The sequence below is a fragment of the Leucobacter chironomi DSM 19883 genome, assembly GCF_000421845.1.
In the GTDB taxonomy this organism is placed as follows: Bacteria; Actinomycetota; Actinomycetes; order Actinomycetales; family Microbacteriaceae; genus Leucobacter; species Leucobacter chironomi.
The window spans coordinates 216,405-242,328 of the sequence record NZ_ATXU01000001.1; the positions used below are offsets into that span (position 1 = coordinate 216,405).

At 71.4% G+C, this 25,924-nt stretch carries 23 protein-coding genes; 4 read left to right on the plus strand and 19 right to left on the minus strand.

Translation table 11 applies throughout. The features are described 5' to 3' along the window. Positions 1-8: 8 nt before the first annotated feature. Positions 9-755, minus strand: coding sequence for a tRNA (guanosine(46)-N7)-methyltransferase TrmB (gene trmB, locus H629_RS0100905; protein ID WP_024355476.1), 747 nt, complete (start codon positions 753-755; stop codon positions 9-11). A gap of 146 nt (positions 756-901) precedes the next feature. Here trmB and aroQ point away from each other — a divergent pair, with 146 nt between their 5' ends. Then, on the plus strand, positions 902-1,342 hold the full coding sequence (aroQ, locus tag H629_RS0100910; protein WP_024355477.1) for a type II 3-dehydroquinate dehydratase: 441 nt from the start codon (positions 902-904) through the stop codon (positions 1,340-1,342). Between the two features lie 87 nt (positions 1,343-1,429). Here the strand turns inward: aroQ and H629_RS13835 are convergent, their stop codons facing one another. Together H629_RS13835 and H629_RS0100920 are read right to left on the minus strand one after the other, a co-directional pair. After that, entirely contained in the window at positions 1,430-1,954 is a 525-nt protein-coding gene (locus tag H629_RS13835) for an HD domain-containing protein (RefSeq protein ID WP_161607955.1), read from the minus strand. Positions 1,955-2,117: 163 nt separating this feature from the next. Further along, a complete protein-coding gene (locus tag H629_RS0100920; protein ID WP_024355479.1) occupies positions 2,118-3,032 on the minus strand; it encodes a CPBP family intramembrane glutamic endopeptidase in 915 nt (304 codons plus the stop codon). Between the two features lie 232 nt (positions 3,033-3,264). On the opposite strand from H629_RS0100920, the gene H629_RS0100925 reads away from it, so the two are divergent. Next, positions 3,265-5,649, plus strand: coding sequence for an ATP-binding cassette domain-containing protein (locus H629_RS0100925; RefSeq protein ID WP_024355480.1), 2,385 nt, complete (start codon positions 3,265-3,267; stop codon positions 5,647-5,649). 181 nt (positions 5,650-5,830) lie between these two features. Here the strand turns inward: H629_RS0100925 and H629_RS14350 are convergent, their stop codons facing one another. The 7 genes from H629_RS14350 to H629_RS0100960 all read right to left on the minus strand — a co-directional run bounded on the left by H629_RS14350 (position 5,831) and on the right by H629_RS0100960 (position 13,141). Continuing rightward, positions 5,831-6,808, minus strand: a complete 978-nt coding sequence (locus tag H629_RS14350) for a GGDEF domain-containing protein (RefSeq protein ID WP_161607957.1) — start codon at positions 6,806-6,808, stop codon at positions 5,831-5,833. A 132-nt stretch (positions 6,809-6,940) separates the two neighbouring features. After that, positions 6,941-7,981, minus strand: coding sequence for a P1 family peptidase (locus H629_RS0100935; protein ID WP_024355482.1), 1,041 nt, complete (start codon positions 7,979-7,981; stop codon positions 6,941-6,943). Continuing rightward, on the minus strand, positions 7,978-8,739 hold the full coding sequence (gene cuyB, locus H629_RS0100940; RefSeq protein WP_024355483.1) for a cysteate racemase: 762 nt from the start codon (positions 8,737-8,739) through the stop codon (positions 7,978-7,980). Before cuyB ends, H629_RS0100935 begins: the two co-directional genes overlap by 4 nt. Further along, positions 8,736-9,500 (minus strand): amino acid ABC transporter ATP-binding protein, encoded by a 765-nt coding sequence (locus H629_RS0100945; RefSeq protein ID WP_029746394.1) that lies wholly within the window; start codon positions 9,498-9,500, stop codon positions 8,736-8,738. The genes cuyB and H629_RS0100945 overlap by 4 nt, the downstream gene beginning before the upstream one ends. Then, a complete protein-coding gene (locus H629_RS0100950) occupies positions 9,497-10,462 on the minus strand; it encodes an amino acid ABC transporter permease (RefSeq protein WP_024355485.1) in 966 nt (321 codons plus the stop codon). Before H629_RS0100950 ends, H629_RS0100945 begins: the two co-directional genes overlap by 4 nt. 53 nt (positions 10,463-10,515) lie before the next feature. Further along, on the minus strand, positions 10,516-11,481 hold the full coding sequence (locus H629_RS0100955) for an ABC transporter substrate-binding protein (RefSeq protein ID WP_029746395.1): 966 nt from the start codon (positions 11,479-11,481) through the stop codon (positions 10,516-10,518). Positions 11,482-11,551: 70 nt separating this feature from the next. Further along, positions 11,552-13,141: an amidohydrolase gene (locus tag H629_RS0100960; protein WP_024355487.1), complete on the minus strand. Its 1,590-nt coding sequence runs from the start codon at positions 13,139-13,141 to the stop codon at positions 11,552-11,554. A 148-nt stretch (positions 13,142-13,289) separates the two neighbouring features. On the opposite strand from H629_RS0100960, the gene H629_RS0100965 reads away from it, so the two are divergent. Further along, on the plus strand, positions 13,290-14,207 hold the full coding sequence (locus H629_RS0100965) for a LysR family transcriptional regulator (protein WP_024355488.1): 918 nt from the start codon (positions 13,290-13,292) through the stop codon (positions 14,205-14,207). On the opposite strand, the gene H629_RS14355 is transcribed toward H629_RS0100965, so the two are convergent. The 9 genes from H629_RS14355 to rsmI all read right to left on the minus strand — a co-directional run bounded on the left by H629_RS14355 (position 14,179) and on the right by rsmI (position 24,768). Further along, positions 14,179-15,339, minus strand: coding sequence for an amidase family protein (locus H629_RS14355; RefSeq protein ID WP_161607959.1), 1,161 nt, complete (start codon positions 15,337-15,339; stop codon positions 14,179-14,181). The two genes, H629_RS0100965 and H629_RS14355, sit on opposite strands and share 29 nt — an antisense overlap. Before the next feature lie 98 nt (positions 15,340-15,437). Further along, the gene (locus H629_RS0100975; RefSeq protein WP_024355490.1) at positions 15,438-16,595 is read right to left on the minus strand and encodes an LOG family protein; all 1,158 of its coding nucleotides are present in this window, start codon (positions 16,593-16,595) and stop codon (positions 15,438-15,440) included. 59 nt (positions 16,596-16,654) lie between these two features. Further along, complete coding sequence (gene ispG, locus H629_RS0100980) at positions 16,655-17,785, minus strand: flavodoxin-dependent (E)-4-hydroxy-3-methylbut-2-enyl-diphosphate synthase (protein WP_024355491.1); 1,131 nt, start codon at positions 17,783-17,785, stop codon at positions 16,655-16,657. Between the two features lie 66 nt (positions 17,786-17,851). Beyond that, complete coding sequence (locus H629_RS15045; RefSeq protein WP_024355492.1) at positions 17,852-19,240, minus strand: M15 family metallopeptidase; 1,389 nt, start codon at positions 19,238-19,240, stop codon at positions 17,852-17,854. Between the two features lie 31 nt (positions 19,241-19,271). Then, positions 19,272-20,759, minus strand: coding sequence for a M50 family metallopeptidase (locus tag H629_RS0100990; RefSeq protein ID WP_024355493.1), 1,488 nt, complete (start codon positions 20,757-20,759; stop codon positions 19,272-19,274). 340 nt (positions 20,760-21,099) lie between these two features. Further along, entirely contained in the window at positions 21,100-22,191 is a 1,092-nt protein-coding gene (gene dxr / locus H629_RS0100995; protein WP_024355494.1) for a 1-deoxy-D-xylulose-5-phosphate reductoisomerase, read from the minus strand. A gap of 92 nt (positions 22,192-22,283) precedes the next feature. Continuing rightward, a complete protein-coding gene (locus H629_RS0101000; protein ID WP_024355495.1) occupies positions 22,284-23,315 on the minus strand; it encodes an FKBP-type peptidyl-prolyl cis-trans isomerase in 1,032 nt (343 codons plus the stop codon). 137 nt (positions 23,316-23,452) lie between these two features. Further along, positions 23,453-23,941, minus strand: coding sequence for a hypothetical protein (locus tag H629_RS0101005; protein WP_024355496.1), 489 nt, complete (start codon positions 23,939-23,941; stop codon positions 23,453-23,455). Then, complete coding sequence (gene rsmI / locus H629_RS0101010; protein ID WP_024355497.1) at positions 23,938-24,768, minus strand: 16S rRNA (cytidine(1402)-2'-O)-methyltransferase; 831 nt, start codon at positions 24,766-24,768, stop codon at positions 23,938-23,940. Before rsmI ends, H629_RS0101005 begins: the two co-directional genes overlap by 4 nt. Before the next feature lie 136 nt (positions 24,769-24,904). On the opposite strand from rsmI, the gene H629_RS14360 reads away from it, so the two are divergent. Further along, the gene (locus H629_RS14360) at positions 24,905-25,861 is read left to right on the plus strand and encodes a DsbA family protein (RefSeq protein WP_024355498.1); all 957 of its coding nucleotides are present in this window, start codon (positions 24,905-24,907) and stop codon (positions 25,859-25,861) included. Positions 25,862-25,924: the final 63 nt, after the last annotated feature.

Genomic DNA, 25,924 nt, shown 5'->3' on the forward strand with positions numbered 1-25,924 from the left:
CCCGACATTCACGCGCGTCGGTAGCTGAGGTCCCGGATCTCGCGACCCTTCTCGGCGCCCTTCTGCTCGAAGGCGGTGAGAACGCGACCGTCGAAGCGATCCGCCCACTCCCCCGTGAAATCGCGTACGAAGCCCGGGGCCGCGTCGAGCACCTCGCGCATCTGCTCGGCGTAGTCCTCCCAGTCGGTCGCGAGGCGCAGCACGCCGCCGGGTTGCAGCGCGCGGTGCGCGATGCGCGCGAAGTCGTCGCTCACGAGGCGGCGCTTCTTGTGGCGCTCCTTCTTCCAGGGATCGGGGAAGAACACCCAGATCTCGGCGACGGATCCCTCGGGCAGGTACTTCTCGAGCAGTTCTGGGGCGTTGACCTCGGCGAGGCGCAGGTTGCCGAGCTCGGCGAGCTCGGCGCGGATCATGGTGCGCGCGAGCCCGGCGCGGAACACCTCGACCGCCAGGAAGTCGGTGTCGCGACGCGTCTCGGCTGCGTGCAGGATGGCGTGCCCCTGTCCCGAGCCGACCTCGACCACGAGCGGCGCACTGCGCCCGAAGATCTGCTGCGGATCCCCCGTCGCGTCGTCGGCGACGCTCGTCGCCGCGGCTCCGTGCGGAATATCGAGCACGTACTTCGCGCGGTGCTCCTCCCAGGCGCGCACCTGGGAGGGCGTCATGCGCCCGCTGCGGCGCACGAAGGAGACGGGCTTGTCGCGGAAGGTCGTGGGGTCGAAGCTCTTGTGTGGCAGGGGCTGCTGGTCGGTCACCCGTCTACGGTAGCCCACCGCGCGCGGCGGCAGCTTCGGGGCGGACGCCGCGCTTCGTCGATGCGGAAGGGAGGAAGGGGCGGGAGTGAGATAGCAGCACCCCGGCGGTACCATGGAGGCACACGTCGACGCGGAGGGAACGCACCATGTCCAGAAGACTTCTCCTGGTGAACGGCCCGAACCTCAACCTGCTCGGCACGCGCGAGCCCGAGATCTACGGCGCGGACACCCTCGCCGACGTCGAGGCGCTCGTCGAGCGGACCGCCGCGGCCTTCGGCCTCGAGGTGCGCGCGGTGCAGTCGAACCACGAGGGCTCGCTCATCGACGCGATCCACGCCGCGCGCGAGGACTGCGCCGCGATCGTCATCAACCCCGCCGCGTTCACCCACACCTCGGTGGCGCTCCGCGACGCGCTCTCGGGCGTCGGGCTGCCTATCGCGGAGGTGCACATCTCGAACGTGCACGCGCGCGAGGAGTTCCGCCACCGCTCCTTCGTGTCGGATATCGCGAGCTGCGTGATCGTCGGATGCGGCGTCCAGGGATACGAGTTCGCGGTGCGCCGTCTCGCGGCGCTCCTCTCCGACTAGGTGTACCCGGGCGACCCTGGAGGGGAGCCTGCTGCGGTCGTCGCCGATGTCGGGGACCTCGAGCCGCTCGAGCGCGGATGCGCCGGCTCAGAAGGCGGCGCTCCTGCCGCTGTGCTCGGGGTGCTTGAGATGCCATGAGTACAGATCTCCCGGCCAGCTCGACGGCGGGGCCTTCTCCGGGCAGGCGACCGCCTGCCCGACCACGGCGTCCGCGAGGACGACTTCGATGTCCAGCCGAGGCGCGGTGCGCTCGAGCTCGGCCCTGATCGCGGCGGAGTCTGCGAGCACGTCATCGCCGAAGTCCATGAGCACGCCGAGCCGGATCGCCCGGGTGAGGCCGCCTCGTGCTTCGGCGATGTGCGGGGAGGTGTGGAGCGCGATCGCGTCCCACACCTCCTGCGCGGCCTCGTCCTGCACGCCGTGCGTGCGGAGGAAGCGCACCGCCTCCTGGGCTCCGACGACCTCGAATCGTTCGGGAGCCTCGGCCCCGGCGACGGTCCCGAAGTCGTGGAACAGGCTCGCGATCCAGAGCAGGTCGGGGTCGATCCGGAGCTGTTCGGACTCGGAGATGCGCGTCGCGAGCTCGGCGACGCGCACAGAATGGTGGAGCACGGGTTCGGCGAGATGGGCGGAGACGTGAGCTGATCCGCCCCTCCCGCTCTTGTGGGAATCGAGTCGGCCCGCAAGTATCGACCCGGCCCGGAATGCGCGCGAATCGTCGGCCGACTCGGTACGAATAGGCCGACTCGAAGAGGGGCGCGGCGGCCGTGGGCGGCTACGGCGCCGTCACGAACACGTCGAGCAGGTGCGGGTTGTGGGCGTGGACGAGCACCGCGAACACCACCGCGTCGAAGAGCAGGTGCACGGTCACGACGTAGGCGAGCGAGTGCGTGCGCACAAATATGACGCCCTGCACGAGTGCGAACGGGATCGTCAGGAGCGGGCCCCAGGCCCGGTAGCCGAGCTCCCAGAGGAACGACACGAACACGATCGCCTGCAGCACGTTCGCGAGCCAGGGCGGGAAGTGCCGCAGCAGCACCGCGAACACGGTGCAGATGAAGAACAGCTCGTCCCAGATGCCGACGGCGCCGACGCCGACGAACAGGCGGGCGATGAGGTCGCCGTCATCGACGGCGGGCCAGTTGCGGTAGACGCCGGAGCCGATGAAGTAGCCGGGCAGGATCAGCCACCCCAGCACGAGCACCGCCGCGAGCCATGACCAGTGCAGCGGTCCCCAGCGCTGGCCGGACCGCCACGGGAACGCGACGGCGCGGTCGCGGTACACCCAGCGCGAGACGGCGTAGGGCACGGCGACGGCGCCGCCCAGGGCGAGGGTGAACTTCAGCATCGACCAGTTGTCGAGTTCTGCGGCGAGCGGGATGGTGCGCACGACGAGGAGGCCGATCGCGATGAGAGAGAGGTCGCGCAGGAGGCTGGGCCGGCGGGTCGCGGGTCCGGCTCGCTCGACGGCGGCCGGTTCTCCCGCTGCGGCGGATCCCGCGCCGCCGTTGCCCTCGGCGCTCCGGGGGCCGTGCGAGACGGCCCACGCGACGAGCAGCCCGCCGGCGAGCAGCGCGACCCCCAGCAGCGGCAGCTCGACGACGAAGAACGCGGGCGCGGCGAGCACCGTGAGCACGGCGGCGAGCATCGGGCCCGGCCGCAGCCCCGATCCCGCTGTCGTGCTCGGCATGCCACTCAGGCTAGCGTCTGGCAGCGCTCACCGCAGGCCGATCCGCGACCGCCCGCGCTCGGAATCGAGTCGGCCTGTTCGCACCGAGTCGGCCGAAATTTCACGCGTATTCCGGGCCGACTCGGTGCGAACAGGCCGACTCGACGAGGGGCAGCCGCGGGCCGGGAGCCGGGGGCCGCACCGATCAGGAATGAAGAAGTACCGTGTCGGGGGCCCGCGCTACGCTGTCCCCATGACCGACGAGCGCACCGCTGCATCCTCTGCTGCACACCCTGCCGACAGCCACGACCGCATCCGGGTGCAGGGCGCCCGCGAGCACAATCTGAAGAACGTCAGCGTCGAGCTGCCCAAGCGCCGGCTCACCGTCTTCACCGGGGTTTCGGGCTCGGGCAAGAGCTCGCTCGTATTCAGCACGATCGCCGCCGAGTCGCAGCGTCTCATCAACGAGACCTACAGCGCGTTCGTGCAGGGCTTCATGCCGTCGCAGTCGCGCCCCGACGTCGACGTGCTCGAGGGGCTGACCACGGCGATCATCGTCGATCAGGAGCGCATGGGCGCCAACCCGCGCTCGACGGTGGGCACCGCCACCGATGTGAATGCGATGCTGCGCATCGTCTTCTCGCGCCTCGGCCAGCCGCGCATCGGCTCGCCCAACGCGTTCTCCTTCAACGTGGCCTCGGTGAGCGGTGCCGGTGCGGTCACCCTCGAGAAGGGCGGCAAGACGGTGAAGGAGCGCCGCAGCTTCGAGATCCTGGGCGGCATGTGCGCCACCTGCGAGGGTCGCGGGGCGGTGAGCGACTTCGCCCTCGACGAGCTCTACGACGCCGACGAGACTCTCGCGGGCGGGGCGCTGAAGGTGCCGGGATACAGCATGGACGGCTGGTACGGGCGCCTGTTCGCGGCGCTGCTGCCGATGGACACGCCGATCCGCGACTTCACCGAGCAGCAGCTCGACGACCTGCTCTACAAGGAGCCCGCGAAGATCAAGGTGGAGGGCACGAACCTCACCTACGAGGGTCTCATCCCCCGCATCCAGAAGTCGATGCTGTCGAAGGACCGCGAGGCGATGCAGCCCCACATCCGGGCCTTCGTGGATCGCGCGATCGTGTTCCACGCCTGCCCCGACTGCGACGGCACCCGCCTCAACGAGACGGCCCGCTCATCGAAGATCGACGGCCGTTCGATCGCCGACGTCTGCGCCATGCAGATCTCCGACCTGGCCGCGTGGGTGCGCGGCATCGACGACCCCGGCATGGCGCCGCTCATCGCCAAGCTCTGCGAAACGCTCGACTCCTTCGTACAGATCGGGCTCGGCTACCTGAGCCTCGACCGACCCACGGGCACCCTCTCCGGCGGCGAATCGCAGCGCACCAAGATGATCCGTCACCTCGGCTCCCCCATCACGGACGCCACCTACGTCTTCGACGAGCCCTCCATCGGGCTGCACCCCCACGACATCCAGCGCATGAACCAGCTGCTGCTGAAGCTGCGCGACAAGGGCAACACCGTGCTCGTGGTCGAGCACAAGCCGGAGATGATCGCGATCGCCGACCACGTCGTCGATCTCGGTCCCCGGGCAGGCGCCGACGGCGGCGAGATCTGCTTCGAGGGCACGGTCGAGGCGCTGCGCGCCTCCGGCACGCTCACGGGTCGGCACCTGGACGACCGCGCACGGCTCAAGGAGACGGTGCGCAGCTCCACGGGGGCGATCGAGGTGCGCGGGGCGGATCGCCACAACCTGCAACAGGTCGACGTCGACGTGCCGCTCGGCGTGCTGTGCGCGATCACGGGCGTCGCGGGTTCCGGCAAGAGCTCGCTCATCCACGGCTACGTGTCGAAGCGCGACGGCGTCGTCGCGGTCGACCAGGGCGCGATCAAGGGCTCGCGCCGCTCGAACCCGGCCACGTACACGGGCCTGCTCGATCCCGTGCGCACCGCGTTCGCGAAGGCGAACGGTGTGAAGCCGGCGCTCTTCAGCGCGAACTCCGAGGGCGCATGCCCCGAGTGCAAGGGCGCGGGCATCATCTACACCGACCTCGGCATGATGGCGACGATGGAGAGCGTGTGCCAGGTGTGCGACGGCAAGCGCTACGACGCCGAGGTGCTGCAGTACACCCTCGGCGGCAAGAGCATCGCCGACGTGCTCGACCTGTCGATGGCGGAGGCACTCGAGTTCTTCTCGGCGCCCGAGTCGAAGATCCCGAAGGCGGCGAAGATCCTCGAACGGCTCGTCGACGTCGGCATCGGCTATATCAAGCTGGGCCAGGCGCTCTCGACGCTGTCGGGCGGTGAGCGGCAGCGACTCAAGCTCGCGATCCACATGCTCGAAGACGCCGACGTGTACGTGCTCGACGAGCCCACGACGGGCCTGCACCTGGCCGATGTCGAGCAGCTGCTGAGTCTGCTCGACAGGCTGGTCGACGCGGGCAAGAGCGTGATCGTGATCGAGCACCATCAGGCGGTCATGGCGCACGCCGACTGGATCGTCGACATCGGCCCGGGCGCCGGCCAGCAGGGCGGCACCGTCGTGTTCGAGGGCTCGCCGCGCGACCTCGTCGAGTCGCGCGCGACCCTCACGGGGCAGCACCTCGCCGAGTACGTAGGAGCCGAGGCATGATCCGCCTCAGCGGGAGACGCTGACCGCGGGAGTCCCGCCCAGCACCGTGCCACGGCACCGTGCCACGGCTGCCGTTCGGCGCCCCGCCGCGGAATCACCGCTCAGCACATGCCACGGCTACCGCTCGGCGCCGCGCTGGGGTCTCACCCCGCGGCTACCGGGCTGCGAAATCACCCCGCGGTTATCGCTCCGCCGGTTCCCGGCGGGTGGCTTTGTCGCGGTACATCTCGCGGTCGGCGTTCGCGATCACGAGGCCCAGCTTCTCTTCGGGCTTCCACTCGACGAGGCCCCACGACCAGGGGTGGGTGCTCTGCCGGTTGAGCCGCTCCATGACGTCGCGCCCGGTGGACGCATCGGTTTCGGGCAGCACCACCACGAACTCGTCGCCGCCGAGCCTGGCGATGACGTCGCTCTCGCGCAGCTGCGATTTCCACTGCACCGCGAGGTCGCGCAGCACGTGGTCGCCGGCGCTGTGCCCCTTCGTGTCGTTGACCTGCTTGAAACGGTCGAGGTCGATCATGGCGACGCTCACGGGATGCTCGAAGCGCGTCGCACGGGCCCGCTCGGCATAGGCGCGGTCGATGAGCCCCTGCCGGTTCAGCAGGCCGGTGAGGCCGTCGCGGTGCGTCTCCAGTTTGAAGCGCTTCTGGGCGTAGATGCCGGCCTCCAGGCAGAGCCACACGAAGATGAGGATCTTGAGCAGGTTCCGCCCGCCGTGGAAGACGTCGGTGCCGACGTGCCCGAGCACCGCGGCCGAGAGCACCGCGACGAGCACGGCGGCCTCGATGACCCGCGCCGCGAGAGGCCGCAGGAAGATGCCGAGGTACAGCGCGAGCACCGGCATCTGGATGACGGAGCCGATGGTGTTGAACGGCGAGCGCAGCACGGTGAAGTCGAGCACCATCAGCACGCCGTTGGCGGCGACGATCACGAGGGCGGGCCAGAGCCCGAAGCGGTCGCCCAGCAGCAGGAAGCCGATCGCTGCGAACACGGAGACGAGCATGATGACGATCGTGACGGGGACGCCGAGTCGCGGGCCGCCCTGCAGCAGCAGGTCCGACAGGAGCAGCACCGCGAAGACTCCGCAGAGCGTCGCCGTCGCGACCGAGTACATCGTCGCGCGCTCTCGAACGCTCGCCAACACACCTGCCCCGCTCATCTTCGGCATCCCCACACCTTTCCCACACATGTGTTGCATCTCCATCTTATGGTGTGGGAGACGCTTTTCGCTGGGCTATGAGATCACTGGGATCCGACTGGGAGCGTGGTCGTGCGGTGCTGCGAGGCGGGGCTATTCCAGCTCCTGCGCCCCGGCCGCGGCCAGCCTGCGCCGCACCTCGTCGATGGGGATCTCGTGCCCGATCCGCCCCTCCGGCCCGCGGCGCGTGGTCGCGCGCAGCACCGAGTTGATGAGCGCTTCCTCGACCGCGAGCATGGTCGCGTGGAACAGGGGCGAGAGATCCTCGTCGCGCGGCGGAGCGGCGGGCTCCGCGGTGGAGAACGAGATCGCGTAGTCGCCGCTGCCCTGATCGAAGTCGGCGCCGACGCCGCGCATCGCGTACACCGCGCGCCGCGCGACACGGGCGAGCTGCCGGGATTCGAGCGGCGCATCGGTCGCGACGACGATCATGCACGAGTTGCCGATGGTCTCCGCCGAGGGCTCGGGCAGCATCTCGGCCGCCGGCATCGGCACTCCCGCGATCCGCAGCATGCCCGTGAAGTTGCTCTGCACGATCGCGCCGACCGTGTACTCGGCCTCGCCGATCGCGGCGAGGCGCGACGCGGTGCCGATGCCGCCCTTGAAGCCGAGCGCGGTGGTACCGGTGCCCGCGCCCACGCAGCCCTCGTCGACCGGACCGCCGGCGGCCGAGACGAGCGCCTCGGCGACCTGCTCGGGCCCCACCGGGCGATCCCGGATCGCCGAGAGTGCGCCGTCGTTCGTCTCGCCGACGACCGGGTTGATCGTGGTGGTCTGCTCGTGGCCGGGCTGCGTGAGCAGCTGCGCCACGAGCGCGTCGGCGACGCGGAACGCGGAGAGCGTGCTCGTCAGCAGGATGGGGGTCTCGATCGCACCCAGTTCCTGCAGCTGCGTCGCGCCGACGATCTTGCCGTAGCCGTTGCCTACTGCGAGCGCGGCGGGCAACGAGCGCCGCTCGGGGGTGAGCTGCTCAGGCACGATCGCGGTGACGCCTGTGTTGTAGCGCTCGTCGGAGATCGTCGCGTGCCCCACGCGCACGCCGGGCACATCGGTGATCGCGTTGATCCTGCCGCGGGCGTACTTGCCCGCCCCGATCCCGAGCTCGTCGAGCCGGGGCCTCGTCTGCGCGGTCATGCGCTCCATCGTTCGGTCTCCTCGTTCCGTTCCCTGCTCGAATGAGTCAGGGCCCACTGCACCACGGCCTGAGCCAGCACCTCGGTCGAGTCGACGACCGGGACGGCAAGCCCCACCGCGCCCGCGAGCGCGACCGGGATCTCCGTGCAGCCCGCGATCACCACGCCCGCACCGCGCTCGGCGAGCTCGGCGACAGCCGCGCACAGCGTCTGCGCCGCGGCCGCGCTGCCCGGGTCGCCCTTCACCTGGCGAATCGCCTCCATCACCCGCGCCTGCTCATCGGCCGCGGGCACGAGCAGCGGCTCGCCGCGCTGGGCGAAGGCCTGCTCGTAGAGCCTCGCCCGGATCGTGCCGTCCGTGGCGAGCAGGCCCGCCCGACCTCCGGCTTCGAGCATGTCCAGCACCCGGTCGCGCGTCTCGATCACCATGTCGAGCACGGGGATCCCGACCGCGGCCCTGATCTCCGGCAGGAAGGCGTGGGCGGTGTTGCACGGCACCGCGATGACGTCGGCTCCGGAGCGTTCGAGCATGCGCGCGCCCGCCGCGAGCTGCGGACCGGGGTGGGGGCCGCTCGCGATGAGCGCCCCGGTGCGGTCCGGGATCGACGGATCCGACCAGATGAGGGTGCGCGGGTGATCCTGGTCGCGCTGGGCGGGCGTGGCCTGCACGATCTTCGCGTAGAAGTCAGCGGTCGCGGCGGGCCCCATCCCGCCCAGCACTCCGATCACCGCGCGGTCACCCCCGCGGATCGCGCTCATCGGACCCGGTCCAGGAAGCCCCGGATCCGCTGCGAGTCGCTGCCGGTGAGCACGCTCTCCGGGGTGCCGTGCTCGAGCACCCTGCCCTCGTCGAAGAAGCTGAGCGTGTCGCCCACCTCCCGGGCGAAGCCGATCTCGTGGGTCACCACGATCATCGTCATGCCGCCGTCGGCGAGCTGGCGCATGGTCTCGAGCACTTCGTCCACGAGCTCGGGGTCGAGCGCGCTCGTCGGCTCATCGAAGAGGATGAGCTCGGGGTCCATCGCCAGCGCCCGCGCGATGGCGACCCGCTGCTGCTGCCCGCCCGAGAGCTGGTGCGGCTTCTTGTGCATGTGGTCCGAGAGTCCCACGCCCGCGAGCTCCCGCTCGGCGCGGGCGTGCGCTTCGGCCTTCGGCATGCGCTTGACGTGGATCAGGCTCGCCGCGACGTTCTCGATCGCGTCGTAGTGGCCGTAGAGGTTGAAGCGCTGGAAGACCATGCCGATCCGCGACCTGAACTTCGCGAGCTGCGCATCGGACCACTCGTGGTACTTGCCGCCGCGCAGCTCGTAGCCCACCTGGTCGCCCCGCACCACGAGACTGCCCGCGTCGATCGTCTCGAGCGCGTTGATCGTGCGCAGGAAGGTCGACTTGCCGGAGCCCGAGGGGCCGATGATGCAGCTCACCTCGCCGGGTCGCACGGTGAAGTCGACGCCCCGCAGCACCTCGTTCTGTCCGAAGGACTTGCGCACTCCGCGCGCGTCCACCAAGAGCTCGCTCATCGCGCCGCCTCCTTCTCCGCCTTCTTGCCCTTGGGCAGGGTGATCGCTCCGGTGGCCGCGCGGATCAGCTGCTGGCTGAAGCCGGGGCCTCGCACCAGCCGCACGCGGTCTTCGCCGAAGCGCTTCTCGAGCAGCGACTGCAGGTAGGTGGCGATCGCCGTCATGAGCATGTACCAGAGGCTCGCCACGATGAGCAGCTCGATGATGAGGTTGTTCTGCTTGTAGATGCGGCTCGCGTTGGTCATGAGATCGTTGCCCGCGACCACGACGATGAGCGAGGTGGTCTTGAGCATCGAGATGAACTCGTTGCCGGTGGGCGGGATGATGATGCGCAGCGCCTGCGGCAGCACGATGAGCCGCATGGTCTGGCTCTGGGTCATGCCGCCCGCGAGCGCCGCCTCGCGCTGGCCGCGGTCGACCGCCTGGATGCCGGCGCGCACGGTCTCGGCGAAGTACGCGGCGAGGTTGAGGCCGAGGCCGAGCAGCGCCGCCACGGAGCCGCTGATGAGCTGGTTCGTGTCCCAGCGCATGCCGATCTGGGTGAACGGCACCTGCAGCGTGATGTAGGGCAGCAGGAAGGCCAGGTTGAACCAGAAGATGAGCTGCACGAGCACCGGGGTGCCGCGGAAGAACCAGATGTAGCCCTCCGCGATCCACCGCAGCACCGGGTTCTTCGACAGCTTCATCACCGCGAGCACCACACCGAGCACGAGGCCGAGGATCGTGGCCGCGATGCTCACCCAGATGGTGACGACCACGCCCTCGAGGATCCTCGGGGAGAAGAGGTACTCCCAGACGCGGTTCCACCTGATGTTCTCGTTAAACACCACGATCGACACGGCCCAGAGCACGGCGGCGACCGCGACGGCCCCCACCACCCATCGGCTGACGTGCAGCCTGGGGGCGATCTCGATCGTCGCGCCTCCGGCTCCTGGGAAGGGTTCTTTTCGAGTGCCGCTCATCGCGGTCCTCCTCTCGGTTCCTGCGTTCTCGTGTGCGATGCCCGCGGTGCGGCTCAGGCGCCGCCGTTGATGGTGGCCTCGTCGATGGCCATGCCCTCGACGTTCCAGGCCTCGAGGATCTCGAGGTAGGTGCCGTTGTCGATGAGCTCCTGCAGCGCGGCCTGGATCGCCTTCGCCAGCTCCTCGTTCGAGTTGTCGACGCCGAGGCCCCACAGGCTCTCGCCGCCCTCGATCGCGACGGCGTCCATCTTGTTCTCGGGGTCGGCGGCGCGGGCCGCGGCGACCGGGTAGTCGGTGATGGTCGCGACGGCTCGGCCGCTCTGCACCGCGAGGTTGGCAGGCGAGTCGCCGTCGAAGGCGAGGATCTCGTAGGGGGCCTTGCCGGCGGCCTCGCACTCGGCCGAGTACTCCTCGGCGAGTCCGGCCGAGGAGCCGGAGTCGACGACGGCGACGATCTTGCCGCAGAGGTCGGCGGGCGTCTTGATCGACTCGGGGTTGCCGGTGGCGACGAGGAAGGCGTTGCCGGCGCTCACGTAGTTGATGAAGGTGGTGGTCTCGCGGCGCTCGGCGTTGTCGGTCATGGAGCTCGCGAGCACGTCGTAGCGCTTCGAGATGAGGCCCGGGATCATCGAGTTGAACTCCTGGTCCTCGATCGTCATCGAGACGCCGAGGGTGCGGGAGATCGCGTGCCCGAGCGCGGGGTCGACGCCGATGATGCCCTCGCCGTCGGAGGCCCACTCTTCCATGGGCGGGTAGCCGACGGAGGTGACCCAGCGCAGGCCGTCGTTCTTGAACTGGTCGGGCAGCAGCGCGGCGGCCTTCTCGGAGGGCTCGATGCCCTCGATGACGTCCTTGGCCTTCTCCTCGTCGGGCACGGCCATGAACTCGACCTCACCGGAGGCGTTCGCGGCGGTGCCGGTGTCGCTGAGGGACTGCCCGCCGCAGGCGGTCAGGCCGAGCAGGGCGACGCCCGCGACGATCGCTCCCGAGAGCTGCAGTGCTCGCGTGCTGTTCTTCATCTGGTTCTCCATTCGTGGGTGGTGGGTGCGCACCTCGATGTGCGCGGAGTGGATCCTGCTGCGCGGCCGGTCAGGCTGCGCGGTGGACGATGCGGCCGCCGACGACGGTGGTGCGCACCGTGAGGGCGGGAATCTCGTGCGGTTCGACGGCGAAGATGTCGCGGTCGAGCACGATGAAGTCTGCGAGGAGGCCCGGGGCGAGCCGGCCGGTGCGGTCGGCGAGGCCTGCGGCTCGGGCGCCGCCCTCGGTGAAGGCGCGCAGTGCTTCGAGCAGGGTGAGCCGCTGCTCGGGCTCGCGGCCGCCCGGCGGCCGACCCTCGCGGGTCTCGCGGGTCACCGCGGCGTGCACGCCGTAGAGCGGGTTCGCGGGTTCGACGGGGGCGTCGGAGCCGAAGGCGACGAGCGCCCCGGAGTCGAGGAGCGAGCGCCAGGGGTAGTGGGCGATGTCGCGGTCGCCGAGCAGTTCGACGCTCAGCGGGAAGTCGCTCGTGCAGTGGATGGGCTGCTGCGACGCGACGACGCCGAGCGCCGCGAAGCGGGGCAGGTCTTCCCAACGCAGGTGCTGGGCGTGCTCGATGCGGTTGGTGAGGCCGGCCGCGGCGGTGAGTTCGCGGTGGCGCTCGTAGGCGTCGAGCACGAGGGTGTTGGCGCGGTCTCCGATGGCGTGGGTCGCGACGGCGATGCCGTGGCTGACGGCCCGTTCGACGAGTTCGCAGAGCTCGTCGAAGGGGATGACCTCGATGCCGTGGTTGCCGGGCTCCCCCGCGAAGTCGTCGTGCAGGTGCGCGGTGTGCGATCCGAGTGCACCGTCCGAGAAGAGCTTCACGGGGCCGTCGGTGAGCCAGTCGTCGCCGCGGCCGGTGCGCCGCCCCTCGGCGATCGCGAGGTCGAGATCGCTCATCGCGACGCCGATGTGGACGCGGATCGCGAGGCGCCCGTCGGATCGCAGACGTTCGAGGCCGGCGCGCACGTCTTCGCCCTCGAAGTTGGTGATCTGCGTGATGCCGCAGGCGAGGAGCGCCTGCTGGGCGCGTTCGAGGAGGCGGTGCAGCTCTGCGACGAGCGCGGCCTCGGAGCAGTCGCGGATGTGATCGCCGGCGGCTTCGAGCAGCAGGCCGCTCGGCTCGTCGGTGCCGGGCTCGCGCTCGATGCGGCCGCCGACGGGGTCAGGGGTGCCGGCTTCGATTCCGGCGGCGCGCAGGCCGGCGGTGTTCGCCCAGACTGCGTGGCCGTCGACGCTGGGGAGCGAGACCGGGCGCTCGCCGAAGAGCGCGTCTAGCGCCTGGCGGGTGGGCATCTGGCCGGTGGGCCAGAGATTGCGGTCCCAGCGACCGCCGAGCACCCAGCCGTCGCCGGGGTGCGCGTCGGCCCAGTCGCGCAGCCGTTCGAGCGTCTCGTCGAGGGTGGCGGCGCCGCGCAGATCGGGCGCTTCGAGTTCCCGGGCGAGGTTGCCGATGTGGAAGTGGGCGTCGTGGAAGCCGGGCAGCACCACGCCGCCGTCGAGCTCGACGAGCTCGGTGCCTGCGGGCGCGATCTGGCGCAGCTCGGTCTCGGTGCCGAGGGCGACGATGCGTCCGTCGGTGACGAGCATCGCCTCGTGCACGGCGTTCTCTGATTCGAGCGAGCGGATCACCCCGTGCAGGAACAGTGTGGAAACCATCAGTATCACTTACCCTCTCGCATCGCCTTCGAAGCCCGTCCATCGCTCAGGCTAGGGCAAACAACCCTCGCTCTTCCACTCCGCGGCTGCGCGAATCGGCTACGCTGAGCATCAGCAGAACTGATGCTTCTCACGAGCGGAGGCCCTCATGCTCAATCCGATCCACCTGCGCACGCTGCTCGAGGTCGTGCGCCTGGGCTCCTTCGCGGGCGCCGCCAACCGCCTCGGGTACACGCCCTCCGCGGTGTCGCAGCAGATGGCGGCGCTGGAGCACGACTCCGCCATCCGGCTGTTCGAGCGCACCGCGCGCAGCGCGCGTCCCACGCAGGCCGCCGAGATCATGGCCCAGCACGCGGTCACCGTGCTCGCCGACCTCGACACGCTGCTCGAAGCCGCGGCCGGGGCCGGGCTCGACACCCACGAGGAGCTGCGCCTCAGCATCTACGCGAGTCTCGCCCACCGGCTCTTCCCCGACCTCCTGGCCGAGCAGCTCGTCGACGAGCCGCTGCTGGGGGTGCGCCTCACCGTGCGCGACCCCTCCCCCGCCATCCAAGCCCTGCGCAACGGCGAGGAGGTCGACGTGTCGCTCGTCTACCAGGTCGGCGAGAGCGGACTGTCGTGGCCCGACTCCGTACACCCCGAGTACCTCGGCGAGGACCGCTACCGCGTCGCGGTGCCCGAGAGCTGGGATCTGCACCGGCACGGCCCCGTGAGCACCGCGCAGCTCGTGGGCCGGCCGTGGATCCTGCACCACCCCGGTTCGAGCGACATCGCCGAGATCGAGAGCGCCTTCTCGGCCCGGGAGCTGCGCCCCAGGATCGTCGCCCGCTGCGACGACTTCAGGGTCGCGCTGAAGCTCATCGGCAGCGGCTACGCCGCCTCCTTCATGCCGGAGGTCGCGCTCGGCGAGCTCCCGCCCGGCGTGCGCGTGCTCGACGTGCCGGAGCTCGCGCTGTCGCGCCGGGTGTGGGCGCTCGTCTCGCGGCGCGCACCGCAGCAGCCCGCGCAGCGCCTCGTGCGGCGGCTGCGCGAGGCGATCAGCCGAGACGCGGCGGCACCGGAGTGAGCCCGGCCTCCTCGAGCGCGGTTCCCAGGGCGAGCGCCTCCGCTTCGGTGCGGGCGGTGATCTGCAGGTCGCCAATCGCGAGCGCGGCGAGGTCGAGCGCCGAGGCGGGCACCGCGTAGAGCCCGAGCAGATCCCGGTAGTCCTCCTCGCGCTCTCCGACGCGGGGCAGGGGGATTCCGAGCACCGGGCTGACCACGGCGGTCACCCCGAGCCGGCGCCAGCCGTCGAGCACCCCGCGCCGCAGGGCGGTGAGCCGTTCCCGGCTCTCCCGGTAGCATGCCACGGAGACCCCCTGCGTTCCCGCCAGCTTCGCGGCCACGTTCGGGTCGTACTCGTCGGCCAGCCGCGGGTAGCTCGCCTGGTGCACGCGCGCGATCTCGGCGCGGAACGCGGGCCAGAACGCCTCCTCGATCTCGGCGAGAGGCAGTTCGAGCGGCACGGTCTCCACCCCGAGCTCGCCGAGGAGGCGCAGGGCGACGGAGGCGGGATCGCCGCAGACGCCCACCCGCGCGGGCAGCGCGCCGCTGGCGGCGCCTTCGTCGCCCGGCTCGGGCGCGAGAGACCCCGGGGCACCGGCGGCGAGCACTCGCCAGGCCGCGGCGACGAGCGCGACGCTCGCCGCCATCGGCCCCACCGTGTCGAACGAGGGGCAGAGCGGCTGCACGCCGGCGAGGTCGAGCGCCCCGTTGCGCGGGCGCAGCCCCGCAGTGCCCGTGCACGCGGCGGGGATGCGGATCGAGCCTGCCGTGTCGGTGCCGAGCGCGAGCTCGGCGACACCGGCCGCGACCGCCGCCGCACTGCCGCCCGAGGAGCCGCCGGGCACGTGGCCCGGGTACCGCGGGTTCGGCACCCGTCCGTGCCAGGGGTTGTCGCTGCTCACCCCGTAGGCGAACTCGTGCAGGTTCACCTTGGCGACGGGCCTCGCGCCCGCGCTCGCGAGCGCGGCCACTGCGGGAGCAGTCATCAGAGCGGTTTCATGACCGCAGATGCGGGATCCGCCCGTCGTGGGCGCACCCGCGACGTCGATGTTGTCCTTCACCGCGAGGCGCACCCCGCTCAGCGCGCCGTCGCCGGTCTCGACGCCCGACAGCTCGGTGATCACGATGCCCGCAGGCGCAGCCGTTCCGCTCACCCGCACCACAGTAGCGGGTGCCCGGGCGGGCAGCGACCCGCGGCCCGGCCGCGTGTGCGCTGCGCCTGCGCGGCGTCTCCCCCGCGCCTCCCCGGCGCCTACTCCGCGGCGAGCCCGCCCAGCGCTCTGATGAGCAGGTGCAGATCACCGATCGCGCGGGGCCGGGGCACCAGCGTGATGCGCGGCAGTTCGAGGCGGTCGCGGTCGGCGAGCTCCTCGGGCGAGGGCTGCGCGAGCTCGATGCGCCCCTTCGCGAGCAGCCCCGCGAAGCGCTCGGTCAGCTCGTCGAGCTGCCGCTCGCTCGGCGCGCGCCGCAGCCGCAGCACGAGACGGTCGTATTGCACGGGCGGCGCGGGCGCCTCGGGCGCCGGGCCCGCGGGCGCCCCGCCGGCCTCGGAGGGCACCGGCTCGGGCTGCGCCTGCGGCGGAACCGTCCCGGCGCCATCGCGATCCGGAACCCACCGCAGTGAATCGTAGTTGCTCCAGAACCCGGCAATCTCGGCCACCGCCGCCTCGACCGAGTCGGTGATGAGCACCCGATCCAGATCGCCGGGCGACACCATGCCGTAGTCGGCGAGCTGCTCGCGCACGAAGCTCTCGAAACCTCGCCAGAAGGTGCCGCCGGGCCTGTCGAGCAGCACGATCGGGGTCGGCACCGCCTTCCCCGTCTGCTGCAGCGTGAGCAGCTCGAAGGTCTCGTCGAGCGTGCCGAAACCTCCCGGCAGGCAGACGAAGCCGCTCGACTCCTTCACGAGCATGAGCTTGCGCGTGAAGAAGTACTTCATCGCGACACGGTTGCCGTCCTGGCTGATCATGTCGTTCGGCTTCTCCTCGAAGGGCAGCCTGATCGAGACGCCGAGCGAGCGCTCCGGGCCCGCGCCGCGCGCCGCGGCCTCCATGATGCCGGGCCCCGCCCCCGTCACGAGCATCCAGCCGCGCTCGGCGAGCCCCTCGGCGACGGCCTCGGCCTGCGCCCAGAGCGGATCGCCGGCGCGCACCCGCGCCGAACCGAAGATCGTGACCTTGGGCGTGCCCTCGTGCGCGGCGAAAATGCGGAAGGCGCGGCGCATCTCGGTGAGCGCCGCCGCCGACAGCTTCAGATTGGCGCGGCTCGCACCGTCCTGCCCGAGCCCGAGGCTCGTCTCGACGAGCTGCGAGACGAGCTTGCGCTGCCCGCGCACGCCGGCCTCGTCGAGCAGCCCGGCGATCCGCGCCCGCAGTCCGTCACGGCCTTCGATCACTCCCCCGTCGTCCATGCCCCGAGTCTACGAGGCCGACGACGCGACGCGCCCGACCGCGGCGAGCGGCCGGCGGCTCAGAGCGTGACGACCTCGGGCGCGCCCGTTCCCGCCGTATGACCCATCTCGTCGGCGATGCGGTTCGCCTCCTCGATGAGGGTGGCCACGATCTCGCTCTCGGGCACGGTCTTGATGACCTCGCCCTTCACGAAGATCTGGCCCTTGCCGTTGCCGCTCGCAACGCCCAGATCGGCCTCGCGGGCCTCTCCCGGGCCGTTCACGACGCAGCCCATCACGGCGACGCGCAGCGGCACGCTCATGCCTTCGAGGCCCTGAGTGACCTGCTCGGCGAGCGTGTAGACGTCGACCTGCGCGCGGCCGCACGACGGGCAGGAAACGATCTCCAGCTTGCGCTCGCGCAGGTTGAGCGACTGCAGGATCTGCAGGCCCACCTTGACCTCTTCGACCGGGGGCGCCGAGAGCGAGACGCGGATCGTGTCGCCGATGCCCTCCGAGAGCAGGATGCCGAACGCTGTGGCGCTCTTGATCGTGCCCTGGAAGGCGGGGCCGGCCTCGGTCACGCCGAGGTGCAGCGGCCAGTCGCCCCGCTCGGCGAGCTGACGGTACGCCTTCACCATGACGATCGGGTCGTTGTGCTTCACCGAGATCTTGAAGTCGTGGAAGTCGTGCTCCTCGAAGAGGGATGCCTCCCAGACCGCGCTCTCGACGAGCGCCTCCGGCGTCGCCTTGCCGTACTTCTGCAGCAGGCGGGGGTCGAGCGATCCCGCGTTCACGCCGATGCGGATCGAGACGCCCGCGGCCTTCGCGCGCCGCGCGATCTCGCCGACCTGATCGTCGAACTTGCGGATGTTGCCCGGGTTGACGCGGACCGCGGCGCAGCCCGCATCGATCGCCGCGTACACGTAGTTCGGCTGGAAGTGGATATCGGCGATGACCGGGATCTGGCTCTTCTTCGCGATGATCGGCAGCACCTCGGCGTCGTCGCGCGACGGGCACGCGACGCGCACGATGTCGCAGCCGGACGCCGTGAGCTCGGCGATCTGCTGGAGCGTCGCGTTGATGTCCGTGGTGGGCGTCGTGGTCATCGACTGCACCGAGACGGGGGCGTTGCCGCCCACCATCACCGAACCGACCTTGATCTGCCGGGTCTTGCGCCGGGGGGCGAGGACCTCGGGGATCTTCGGCATTCCTAGATTCACTGCTGCCACGGAGACGAGTCTAGCGTCGCCCGCTGAGCGCCGCCCGATGACGGGTCAGTACGTCGGAGCGACCGGCAGGCCGAAGTAGTCCTCCAGGTTCGTGATCCCGCGCGCCCGCATGTCTCCGGCCACCTGCGGCCCCACGTAGCGGAAGTGCCACGGCTCGTAGATGAAGCCGACCACGGGCTCCTGCCCCGCGTCGTAGCGCAGGATGAAGCCGAAGCGGTGGCCGTTCTCGCGCAGCCAGCGGCCGGTCGCGGTGTCGCCGAAGCAACTGTCGAAAGCGCACCCCGAGCCGTCGTCCAGGTCGACCGCGAGCCCGGTCTGGTGCTCCGAGTGCCCCGGGCGCGCCGAGTACGTCTCGGCCGCAGCGAGCCCGTCGCGCGCGGTGTAGCTCTCGAACAGGGAGGTCTGCAGACCGTAGCCCCGGTACCCGCTGGTGATGATGAAGGGCACTCCCGCCGCCGCGGCCTCCGCGTACATCGCTTCGAGAGCGGTCGCCGCCTCCGCCCGCACCGGCTGCCCGTTGGGGTTTGGGATGCCCGCGGGCATGCGCAGATCGCCCGGCTGCCAGGAGATCGGGTTCAGCGGGCGCTGCTTGTTCACCACCACGGTGATCGAGGCCGGATCGTCGACGTTCGCCGCGGCCGCGGTCTCGGCGGCGGCTTCGTGCTCGGCCCGCATCGCGTCGAGGGCGGCGGTGAGCGCCGTCGCCGACGCGGCCACCTCCGCGAGCGGTGCCGCGGCGAGGACGCCGCTCGCCGTCGCGAGCGCCTGCTGCGCCTCGGCTGACGCCCCGGTCAGAGTCGCCGCCTGATCCGCGACCGCCGCCGCGAGCGCGCCCCGCGCCGCATCGACCGCCGCCACGACCGCCGCCCGCTGCCCGGTCACCGCCGCGAGCGCGGCGTCGGCGTCGCGCGCCGCCTCCTCGCGTTCGGCGAGGGCGGTCTCGATCCGCCGCGTCGCAGCCCGCAGCTCCGCGGCGCCCTCCGGTTCCGACGTGGCGGCGGTGCCGCGCCCGTCGACGACTCCGCCGTGCTGCTCGGCGGTCTGCTGCGCCGTCGCAGCGGCACCGTCGAGCGCGGCTTTCAGCTCGGCGCCGACCAGCGGCTCCGGCAGCGCCGCCGACAGCGCCCGAGCGGCCGCGATCTCGGCGTCGAGCCCTGCCAGCTCGGCCGGGAGCGCACCGGGAGCGTCATCGTCCACCGTCTGCCACTGCTCCAGCACGGTCCGGTACTCGTCGCGAGCGCTCCGCTCGTCGGCCCACCGCACCGCGCCGAGCGCCAGCGCGGCGACCACGACCGCGGCGAGCGCGGCCGCACCCCAGATGATCGCCCGGCGGCGGCGCGCGCGATCGCCGGACTGCTCGGGCGCTGACGCGGGCGGCTCGGCCGCTGCCGGCTCGGGCACGGGCGCGGGGTGCTCGGTGGGGTGCTCGTTCACGCCGCCCAGTTTAGGGCGTGTCGGGCACGGCTCAACCGAAGAGCGACACCGGCTTCACGATGTCGGCGTACACCAGCAGCAGCGACATCGCGCCCAGCACCACCACCACGGCGAAGGTCACGGGCACCATGCGGGCGGTGTCGACGGGGCCGGGATCGGGCTTGCGGCGGATCCTCGCGATGCCGCGCTTCGCCCCCTCGTAGAGGGCGCCCGCGATGTGGCCGCCGTCGAGCGGCATCAGCGGCACCAGATTGAAGACGAACAGCGCCACGTTGAGCGAGCCGAGCAGGCCGATCACGCTCTGGGCGCGCGCCGCGACGGGCGCCTCGTCGAGGCTCACGATCTCGCCCGCCAACCGGCCCACGCCGACCACGCTCATGGGGCCGCTCGGGTCGCGCTCCTCGGCGCCGAACGCCGCGTTCCAGGTGTCGACCATGCGCTGCGGGAGGCGCAGGATCACGCCCGCCACCTGCTGCACGTTCTCGCCGACGAAGGCCGGCACCTCGGTGACGGGCTGGGGCACGGTCTCGCTCGCCGCGACCGCCCCGATCATGCCGACGGTCTCGGTGACCGGGTCTCCGGCGGCATCGGTGACGGGCCGGCCCGATTCGTCGACCACGGCCCTCGCATTCGGCTCGGGGGTCATCGTGAGTGTCTGCTCGGCCCCGTCGCGCTCGATGAGCACGTGCAGCGACTGCCCCGGTGCAGTTGCCACGATGCCGCGGAACTGCTCCCAGCTCGCGATCTCCTCGCCGTTCACGGCGACGATCCGGTCGCCGGGCCGCATGCCGGCCGCTGCCGCCGGCGCTGCCGGGTCGCCCTCGCCGCACGTCGTCTGGGTGCTGCCGGCCGGCAGCAGGCACTCGCTCACGCTGCCGAGCGTGGTGCTGCTCTGCGGCAGGCCGAAGCCCACGAGCACGATCCCGAAGAACACGAAAGCGAGCACCAGGTTCATGAGCGGGCCGCCGAGCATGATGACGATCTTCTTCCACACCGGCAGTCGGTAGAAGGTGCGGTGCTCCTGGCCCGCTTCGATCGTCTCGGCGCTCGCGAGGCGGGCGTCGTCGACCATGCCGGCGATGCCGCCGCGCGGCTCACCGGTGCCGGGGTCGGCGGTGCTCTGCGGGGCGGTCCGGGGCGCGGTCGCCTCGGGATCGCCGATCCGCACCACCTCGGCGACCACGTCGCCCGACGAGCGGTGACCCAGGGCGGGCCGCTCCTCGACGACGGTGTTGAGGAAGCCGGTGGTCGACTCGCGCGGCGCCTCCCCCGGCTTCTGGGGCGGGTACATGCCGATCATCGCGACGTAGCCGCCGAGCGGGAGCGCCTTGACGCCGTACTCGGTCTCGCCTCGCTTCCGCGACCACAGGGTCTTGCCGAAGCCGACCATGTACTGCGTCACCTTCACGCCGAACAGCTTCGCGGGGATGAGGTGCCCGAGTTCGTGCAGGCCGATCGAGACCGCGAGCCCGACGAGCACGATCAGGATCCCGAGCACGTAGAGCAGCACCTCAATCACTCGCCCAGGCTACTGCGCTGCGCTGTGGAGTTGCGGGGAGCGCTTTCCCTTCCTTCCTTCCTTCCTCCCTTCCTCCCTTCCTCCCTTCCTCCCTTCCTCCCTTCCTCCCTTCCTCCCTTCCTCCCTCCCTTCCTTCCTTCCTCTTCTCCCTCTCGCTATTCCTCCCGACCTCGAAATCGGGGTCACTTTTTGCCGTGTCGCACTGCGACACGCGGCCAAAAGTGACCCCGATTTAGTGGAGAAGCGCGCAGGGCGGCGGATCAGCGGCGGACGGACGGATCGGCGCGCAGCGCGAGCGGGCGGATCGGCGGATCGGCGCGCAGTACGGCGGCGCGGCGGATCAGCGCGCAGCGCGAGCGGCGATGACCTGCTGGGCGCGCTCGCGAGCCCAGCGCTCGGCCTCGGCGAGCGCGTCGAGCGTCAGCGCATCGGGCGCGGTGTGGGCCTCGAGCACGTCGCGCACCGTGTCGACGATGTCGAGGAAGCCGATGCGGCCGTCGTGGAACGCCTCCACCGCCTCCTCGTTGGCCGCGTTGTAGACAGCCGGGTAGGTGCGGCGCGCGCGCCCGACCTCCTTCGCGAGGTCGACGGCTGGGAAGGCCTCGGAGTCGAGCGGTTCGAAGTCCCAGGAGGTGGCGGCGGTCCAGTCGAGCGGCGGCACGGCGTGGGCCACCCGGTTCGGCCAGCTCAGGCCGAGCGCGATCGGGAGCCGCATGTCGGGTCGCGAGGCCTGGGCGATGGTCGAGCCGTCGATGAACTCGACCATGGAGTGCACGATCGACTGGGGGTGCACCACCACGTCGATGTCGCCGTAGGAGACGCCGAACAGCAGGTGCGCCTCGATCACCTCGAGCCCCTTGTTGACGAGCGTGGCCGAGTTCGTCGTCACCACGCGGCCCATGTCCCAGGTGGGGTGCGCGAGGGCCTGGGCGGGCGTGACATCGCGCAGCGACTCCCGGCCGCGCCCGCGGAAGGGGCCGCCCGAGGCCGTCAGCACGAGGCGCCGCACCTCATCGCCGCTGCCGGAGCGCAGCGCCTGCGCGATGGCGGAGTGCTCGGAATCGACCGGCACGATCTGCCCCGGCTTCGCGAGCCCCGTGACGAGGTCTCCGCCCACGATGAGCGACTCCTTGTTGGCGAGGGCGAGTGTGCGACCCGCCTCCAGCGCCGCGATCGTCGGGCCGAGACCGATGGATCCGGTGATGCCGTTGAGCACCACGTCGGCCGGCACGTCGCGGATCAGCTTCGCGGCGTCGACGGCGCCGAGCGCGGTGTGCTCCACGTTGAACTCGTCGGCCTGCTCGCGCACCCGATCCGCCTGGCTGCCGGCGACGAGCCCGACGACCTGGAACTTCGACGGGTTCTTGCGCACGACATCGAGCGCCTGCTCGCCGATGGAACCCGTGGACCCGAGAATGACGATGCGCTTCATGCCGTCCATTCTGTCAGCCTGCCCTCCGGCCGGGCTGCGGGAACGACGAAGCCCGCCCCGGATGCGTCGCGGGGCGGGCTTCGTCGGTGATGCTACTTGGCGTCGGCGTGCACCGTGCCGAGGATGTCGAGCACGAAGACCATCACGTCGTCGGCTTCGAAGCCGCGCTGCTCGAGGCCGGCCGCGCCGTAGCCGCCGTCCTCGGCGGGCACGACCGAGATGACCTGCGAGCCGACCTTCTGGCCCACGAGCGCCTCGGAGAAGCCGCCGATCACGCCGTCGGTGGTGAAGTCGATGGGCTCGCCGCGGCTCCAGCTCGAGTCGAACTCCTCGCCGGTGCGCCAGATCACGCCGCGGTAGTTCACGTAGACGCGGTCACCGGCCTTGACCTCTTCGCCGTCGCCCTCGATGAGGGTCGCGATCTTGAGCTCCGTCGGCGCTTCGACGCCTTCGGGGATCGTGATGGTGGGCTCGCCGTTCTCGGCGAGCTTCACCGTCGGGAAGCCTTCGGGAGCCTTCTGGGCCTTGCCCTCCGCCTTCTTCAGCAGCTTGTCGGCTTCGAGGGTGCCGGGCTCGCCGGCACCGGCGGCGTCGGCCCCGTCGGTGATCTTGCCGAACTCCATCACGACCACAATCGAGTCCTTCTCGGTGAGGCCCTCGACGCCGCTGTCCTCGGCCTTCTGCTCGCCGAAGATGTCGGCGTAGGGCGCGACCAGTGCGACCTGCTCGCCGGCGGTCGCGCAGCGGATGCCCTCGTAGGCCCAGGGCATGAGCTGATCCTTGACGAACGGCACCTCGCTCTCGGGGAACTGCTGCAGGCTGGTGCCGTCGGCGCCGTTGAACATCGCCATCGACACCGCGATGCTCTGCCCGCTCTCGATGACATCGCCCTCGCCCTGCTCGAGCACCGAGCGCTCCATCTCCTTGGCCTTCACCGGCGTCTTCGAGGTGATCTCGAGATCGGTGCCGACGGCGCCCTTCACCGCGATGCTCTTGCTGGCCTCGCCGGCGGGCACGCAGGCCTCGCCCGAGGCGTCCTTGCCGGTTCCGCCGCCCCCCGTGCAGCCGGTCAAGAGCAGTGCCCCGGCGACGGCCGCGGGCAGGAGAACGGAGGAGATTTTCACGGTAGCTGACTTCCTGACATGTGACGGGTGACTGGCAACCGCTTCAGTATTCCGCATCCGGCTCTCCGTCACCTGGGAGCAGCAGACCGCGGATCGCGCACGACCGCCGGGGCTCCGAGGCGGGCGCCCGTCGCGGCTCAGCGACCCGGTTTCGCCGGGAGCACCGCGCGTGCGGCGCTCACCGCGATCACCGCGAGCAGCGCCAACGTGGCGAGGTCGCACGCGATGTAGACGTAGTGCCACGCCGACTGGCCCGGATCCGCCCCCTGCAGCACGAGGTCGGTGCGCGCGTTCAACGGCGGCCGCACCACGGTGAGCTTGAAGACGAAGACCAGCAGCAGCGCCATCCAGGTCCAGAGCCGGGCGCCGGCGATGCGGGTGGCCGCCGGCCAGAAGCACACCGCGGTGTAGGCGAGCAGGATCGCTGCCTCCACGAGGTTCAGCACCGCGAAGACGAGCCGTCCGATGCCGAGGCCCAGCGGGATCGTGATGCCGGGGGCCTGGAACTTGAGCGGGGCCTCGATGAAGGAGATCGCCGCGACCATGCCGATCCACAGCACGGGCAGGGCGAGCCGCCACAGTTCGATCGAGATCCGCCGCCGCTCCGCCGCCGCGTTCGCGCTCATCGGGTTCCTTCCGCTCGGGCCTCGAGCGCCGCGGCGTACAGCTCGCGCGCCGAGAGGCCGGTGGCCTCAGCGACCGACCGGGTCGCGTCCTTCAAGCGCTCGCCCTCGGCGACGCGCTGCTGCACCTCCGCGAGCGCGGTCTCGGCCGACACCACGACCTCGGGGGCTCCGCCCACCACCACCACGATCTCGCCGCGCACGCCCTCGGCGGCCCAGTCGGCAAGATCGGCGAGCGATCCGCGGCGCACCTCCTCGTGCAGCTTCGTGAGCTCGCGGCAGACCGCCGCGGGACGATCCGGTCCGAACGCCGTCGCGAGATCGGCGAGCGACGCCGCGAGGCGGGTGGGCGCTTCGAAGAACACGAGCGTGCGGCGCTCGGCGGCGAGCGCCGCGAGCGCGCGGGACCGCTCCCCCGCCTTGCGCGGCAGGAATCCCTCGAACGCGAAGCGGTCGGTGGGGAGGCCCGCGACGGCGAGCGCGGTGATGACCGCGCTCGGACCGGGAATCGCACTCACCTCGACGCCGCGCTCGGCGGCGAGCTGCACGACGCGGAAGCCGGGGTCGGAGACCGTGGGCATGCCGGCGTCGCTCACCAGCACCACGTCTTCGCCGGCGGCGCGCTCGACGAGGGCCGCCGCTTTCTCGTGCTCGTTGTGGTCGTGCAGCGCGAGCATCTCGGGCCGGTTCTCGATGCCGAGCAGGCGCAGCAGCTGCGCCGTGTGGCGGGTGTCCTCCGCGGCGATCACGGTCGCGGCCTCGAGGGTCTCGCGCAGGCGGAGCGAGGCGTCCCCCAGGTTGCCGATGGGGGTGGCCGCGAGCAGGATCATGCCTCCATCGTAGGCCCTGCCTCGCCGTCGGCGGTGGGCGCCGCGGCGCCCGGCTCAGTGCCCGGCCCGGCATTCGGCTCGGCGACGGACTCGGCGCCCGGCGAACTCCCCGGCCGGCACTGCCAGAATGTGGGGCATGAGCGAAACGCACCCCGATCCGCAGGCTCCCGGCGATCCCCAGCGCCCCTCACCGCCCGTCAACCCGTTCGCCGCGCCGCAGGCTTCGGCCGTGGAGCGCGGGTCGAAGCGGGCGATGATCTGGATCGCCGCCGCTCTCGTCGCCCTGCTCTTCACGGGGCTCATGGTCTGGTACACCACGGTGCAGCTGCGCGGCGGGGCCGACGCCCCCGTCGCCGCCCCGACCGCTGAGGCGCCCGACGGCTCGGACGCGACGGCGTCGGCGGTGGAGTGGCCGGCGAACCTCGCGACGGGCGGCATCGTGTTCGTCGAGCGCGACGGCGCGGTGGACGTGCTCGCCTCCGACGCCCCGAGCGGCAATGCGGTGCCCGCACCGGTCGACGCGGCAGGCATCGGCGCAGAGCACCACATCCGCATCTACCTCGACTACCGCTGCCCCTACTGCGCGTTCTTCGAGGAGGCGAACGCCGAGACGCTCGAACAGGCGGTGCTCCAGGGCGGCACCGCCGTCGAGATCCACCCCCTCACCTTCCTCGACCGCCTCTCAGCCGACAGCGCGTACTCGTCGCGCGCGGCCGGCGCGATCGAGTGCCTCGCCGACGCGCAGCCCGAGGCGGCCTGGGCCGGGCATCAGGCGCTGCTCGACCAGGGCTTCCAGCCCGAGGAGGGGACCGAGGGACATGACAACGCCGCGCTCATCGCGGAGCTCGACCGCGCCGCCGGCGGGCTGAACGGCGACGCCCGCGCCTGCATCGAGGAGGAGCGCTTCGTGCCCTTCGCGCAGGCCCTCAACGACTGGGTGTTCAGCACCCCGGTGCCCGGCGCGAAGGAGTCCGGGCTCGAAGTGACCGGCACCCCGCTGGTCGTGGTCGACGGCGTGCCCTACCCCGGCGACCCCCGCGACGGCGACGCGTTCCGGGCGTTCCTCGCTCAGCAGGGCGTCGAGCTCGGCTGATCCGGGATCCCGGCGCGGGCCTCCGGTGTCCGGGGGCCGCCTGCAGCCTCCGGGGTCCGCCCA

Coding starts and splice junctions, on each gene's coding strand:
- aroQ (WP_024355477.1), top strand. CDS start 902: ATGTCCAGAAGACTTCTCCTGGTGAACGGCCCGAACCTCAACCTGCTC.
- H629_RS0100920 (WP_024355479.1), bottom strand. CDS start 3,032: ATGCCGAGCACGACAGCGGGATCGGGGCTGCGGCCGGGCCCGATGCTC.
- H629_RS0100925 (WP_024355480.1), top strand. CDS start 3,265: ATGACCGACGAGCGCACCGCTGCATCCTCTGCTGCACACCCTGCCGAC.
- H629_RS14350 (WP_161607957.1), bottom strand. CDS start 6,808: ATGAGCGGGGCAGGTGTGTTGGCGAGCGTTCGAGAGCGCGCGACGATG.
- H629_RS0100935 (WP_024355482.1), bottom strand. CDS start 7,981: ATGACCGCGCAGACGAGGCCCCGGCTCGACGAGCTCGGGATCGGGGCG.
- cuyB (WP_024355483.1), bottom strand. CDS start 8,739: ATGAGCGCGATCCGCGGGGGTGACCGCGCGGTGATCGGAGTGCTGGGC.
- H629_RS0100945 (WP_029746394.1), bottom strand. CDS start 9,500: ATGAGCGAGCTCTTGGTGGACGCGCGCGGAGTGCGCAAGTCCTTCGGA.
- H629_RS0100950 (WP_024355485.1), bottom strand. CDS start 10,462: ATGAGCGGCACTCGAAAAGAACCCTTCCCAGGAGCCGGAGGCGCGACG.
- H629_RS0100955 (WP_029746395.1), bottom strand. CDS start 11,481: ATGAAGAACAGCACGCGAGCACTGCAGCTCTCGGGAGCGATCGTCGCG.
- H629_RS0100960 (WP_024355487.1), bottom strand. CDS start 13,141: ATGGTTTCCACACTGTTCCTGCACGGGGTGATCCGCTCGCTCGAATCA.
- H629_RS0100965 (WP_024355488.1), top strand. CDS start 13,290: ATGCTCAATCCGATCCACCTGCGCACGCTGCTCGAGGTCGTGCGCCTG.
- H629_RS0100975 (WP_024355490.1), bottom strand. CDS start 16,595: ATGGACGACGGGGGAGTGATCGAAGGCCGTGACGGACTGCGGGCGCGG.
- ispG (WP_024355491.1), bottom strand. CDS start 17,785: ATGCCGAAGATCCCCGAGGTCCTCGCCCCCCGGCGCAAGACCCGGCAG.
- dxr (WP_024355494.1), bottom strand. CDS start 22,191: ATGAAGCGCATCGTCATTCTCGGGTCCACGGGTTCCATCGGCGAGCAG.
- H629_RS0101005 (WP_024355496.1), bottom strand. CDS start 23,941: ATGAGCGCGAACGCGGCGGCGGAGCGGCGGCGGATCTCGATCGAACTG.
- rsmI (WP_024355497.1), bottom strand. CDS start 24,768: ATGATCCTGCTCGCGGCCACCCCCATCGGCAACCTGGGGGACGCCTCG.
- H629_RS14360 (WP_024355498.1), top strand. CDS start 24,905: ATGAGCGAAACGCACCCCGATCCGCAGGCTCCCGGCGATCCCCAGCGC.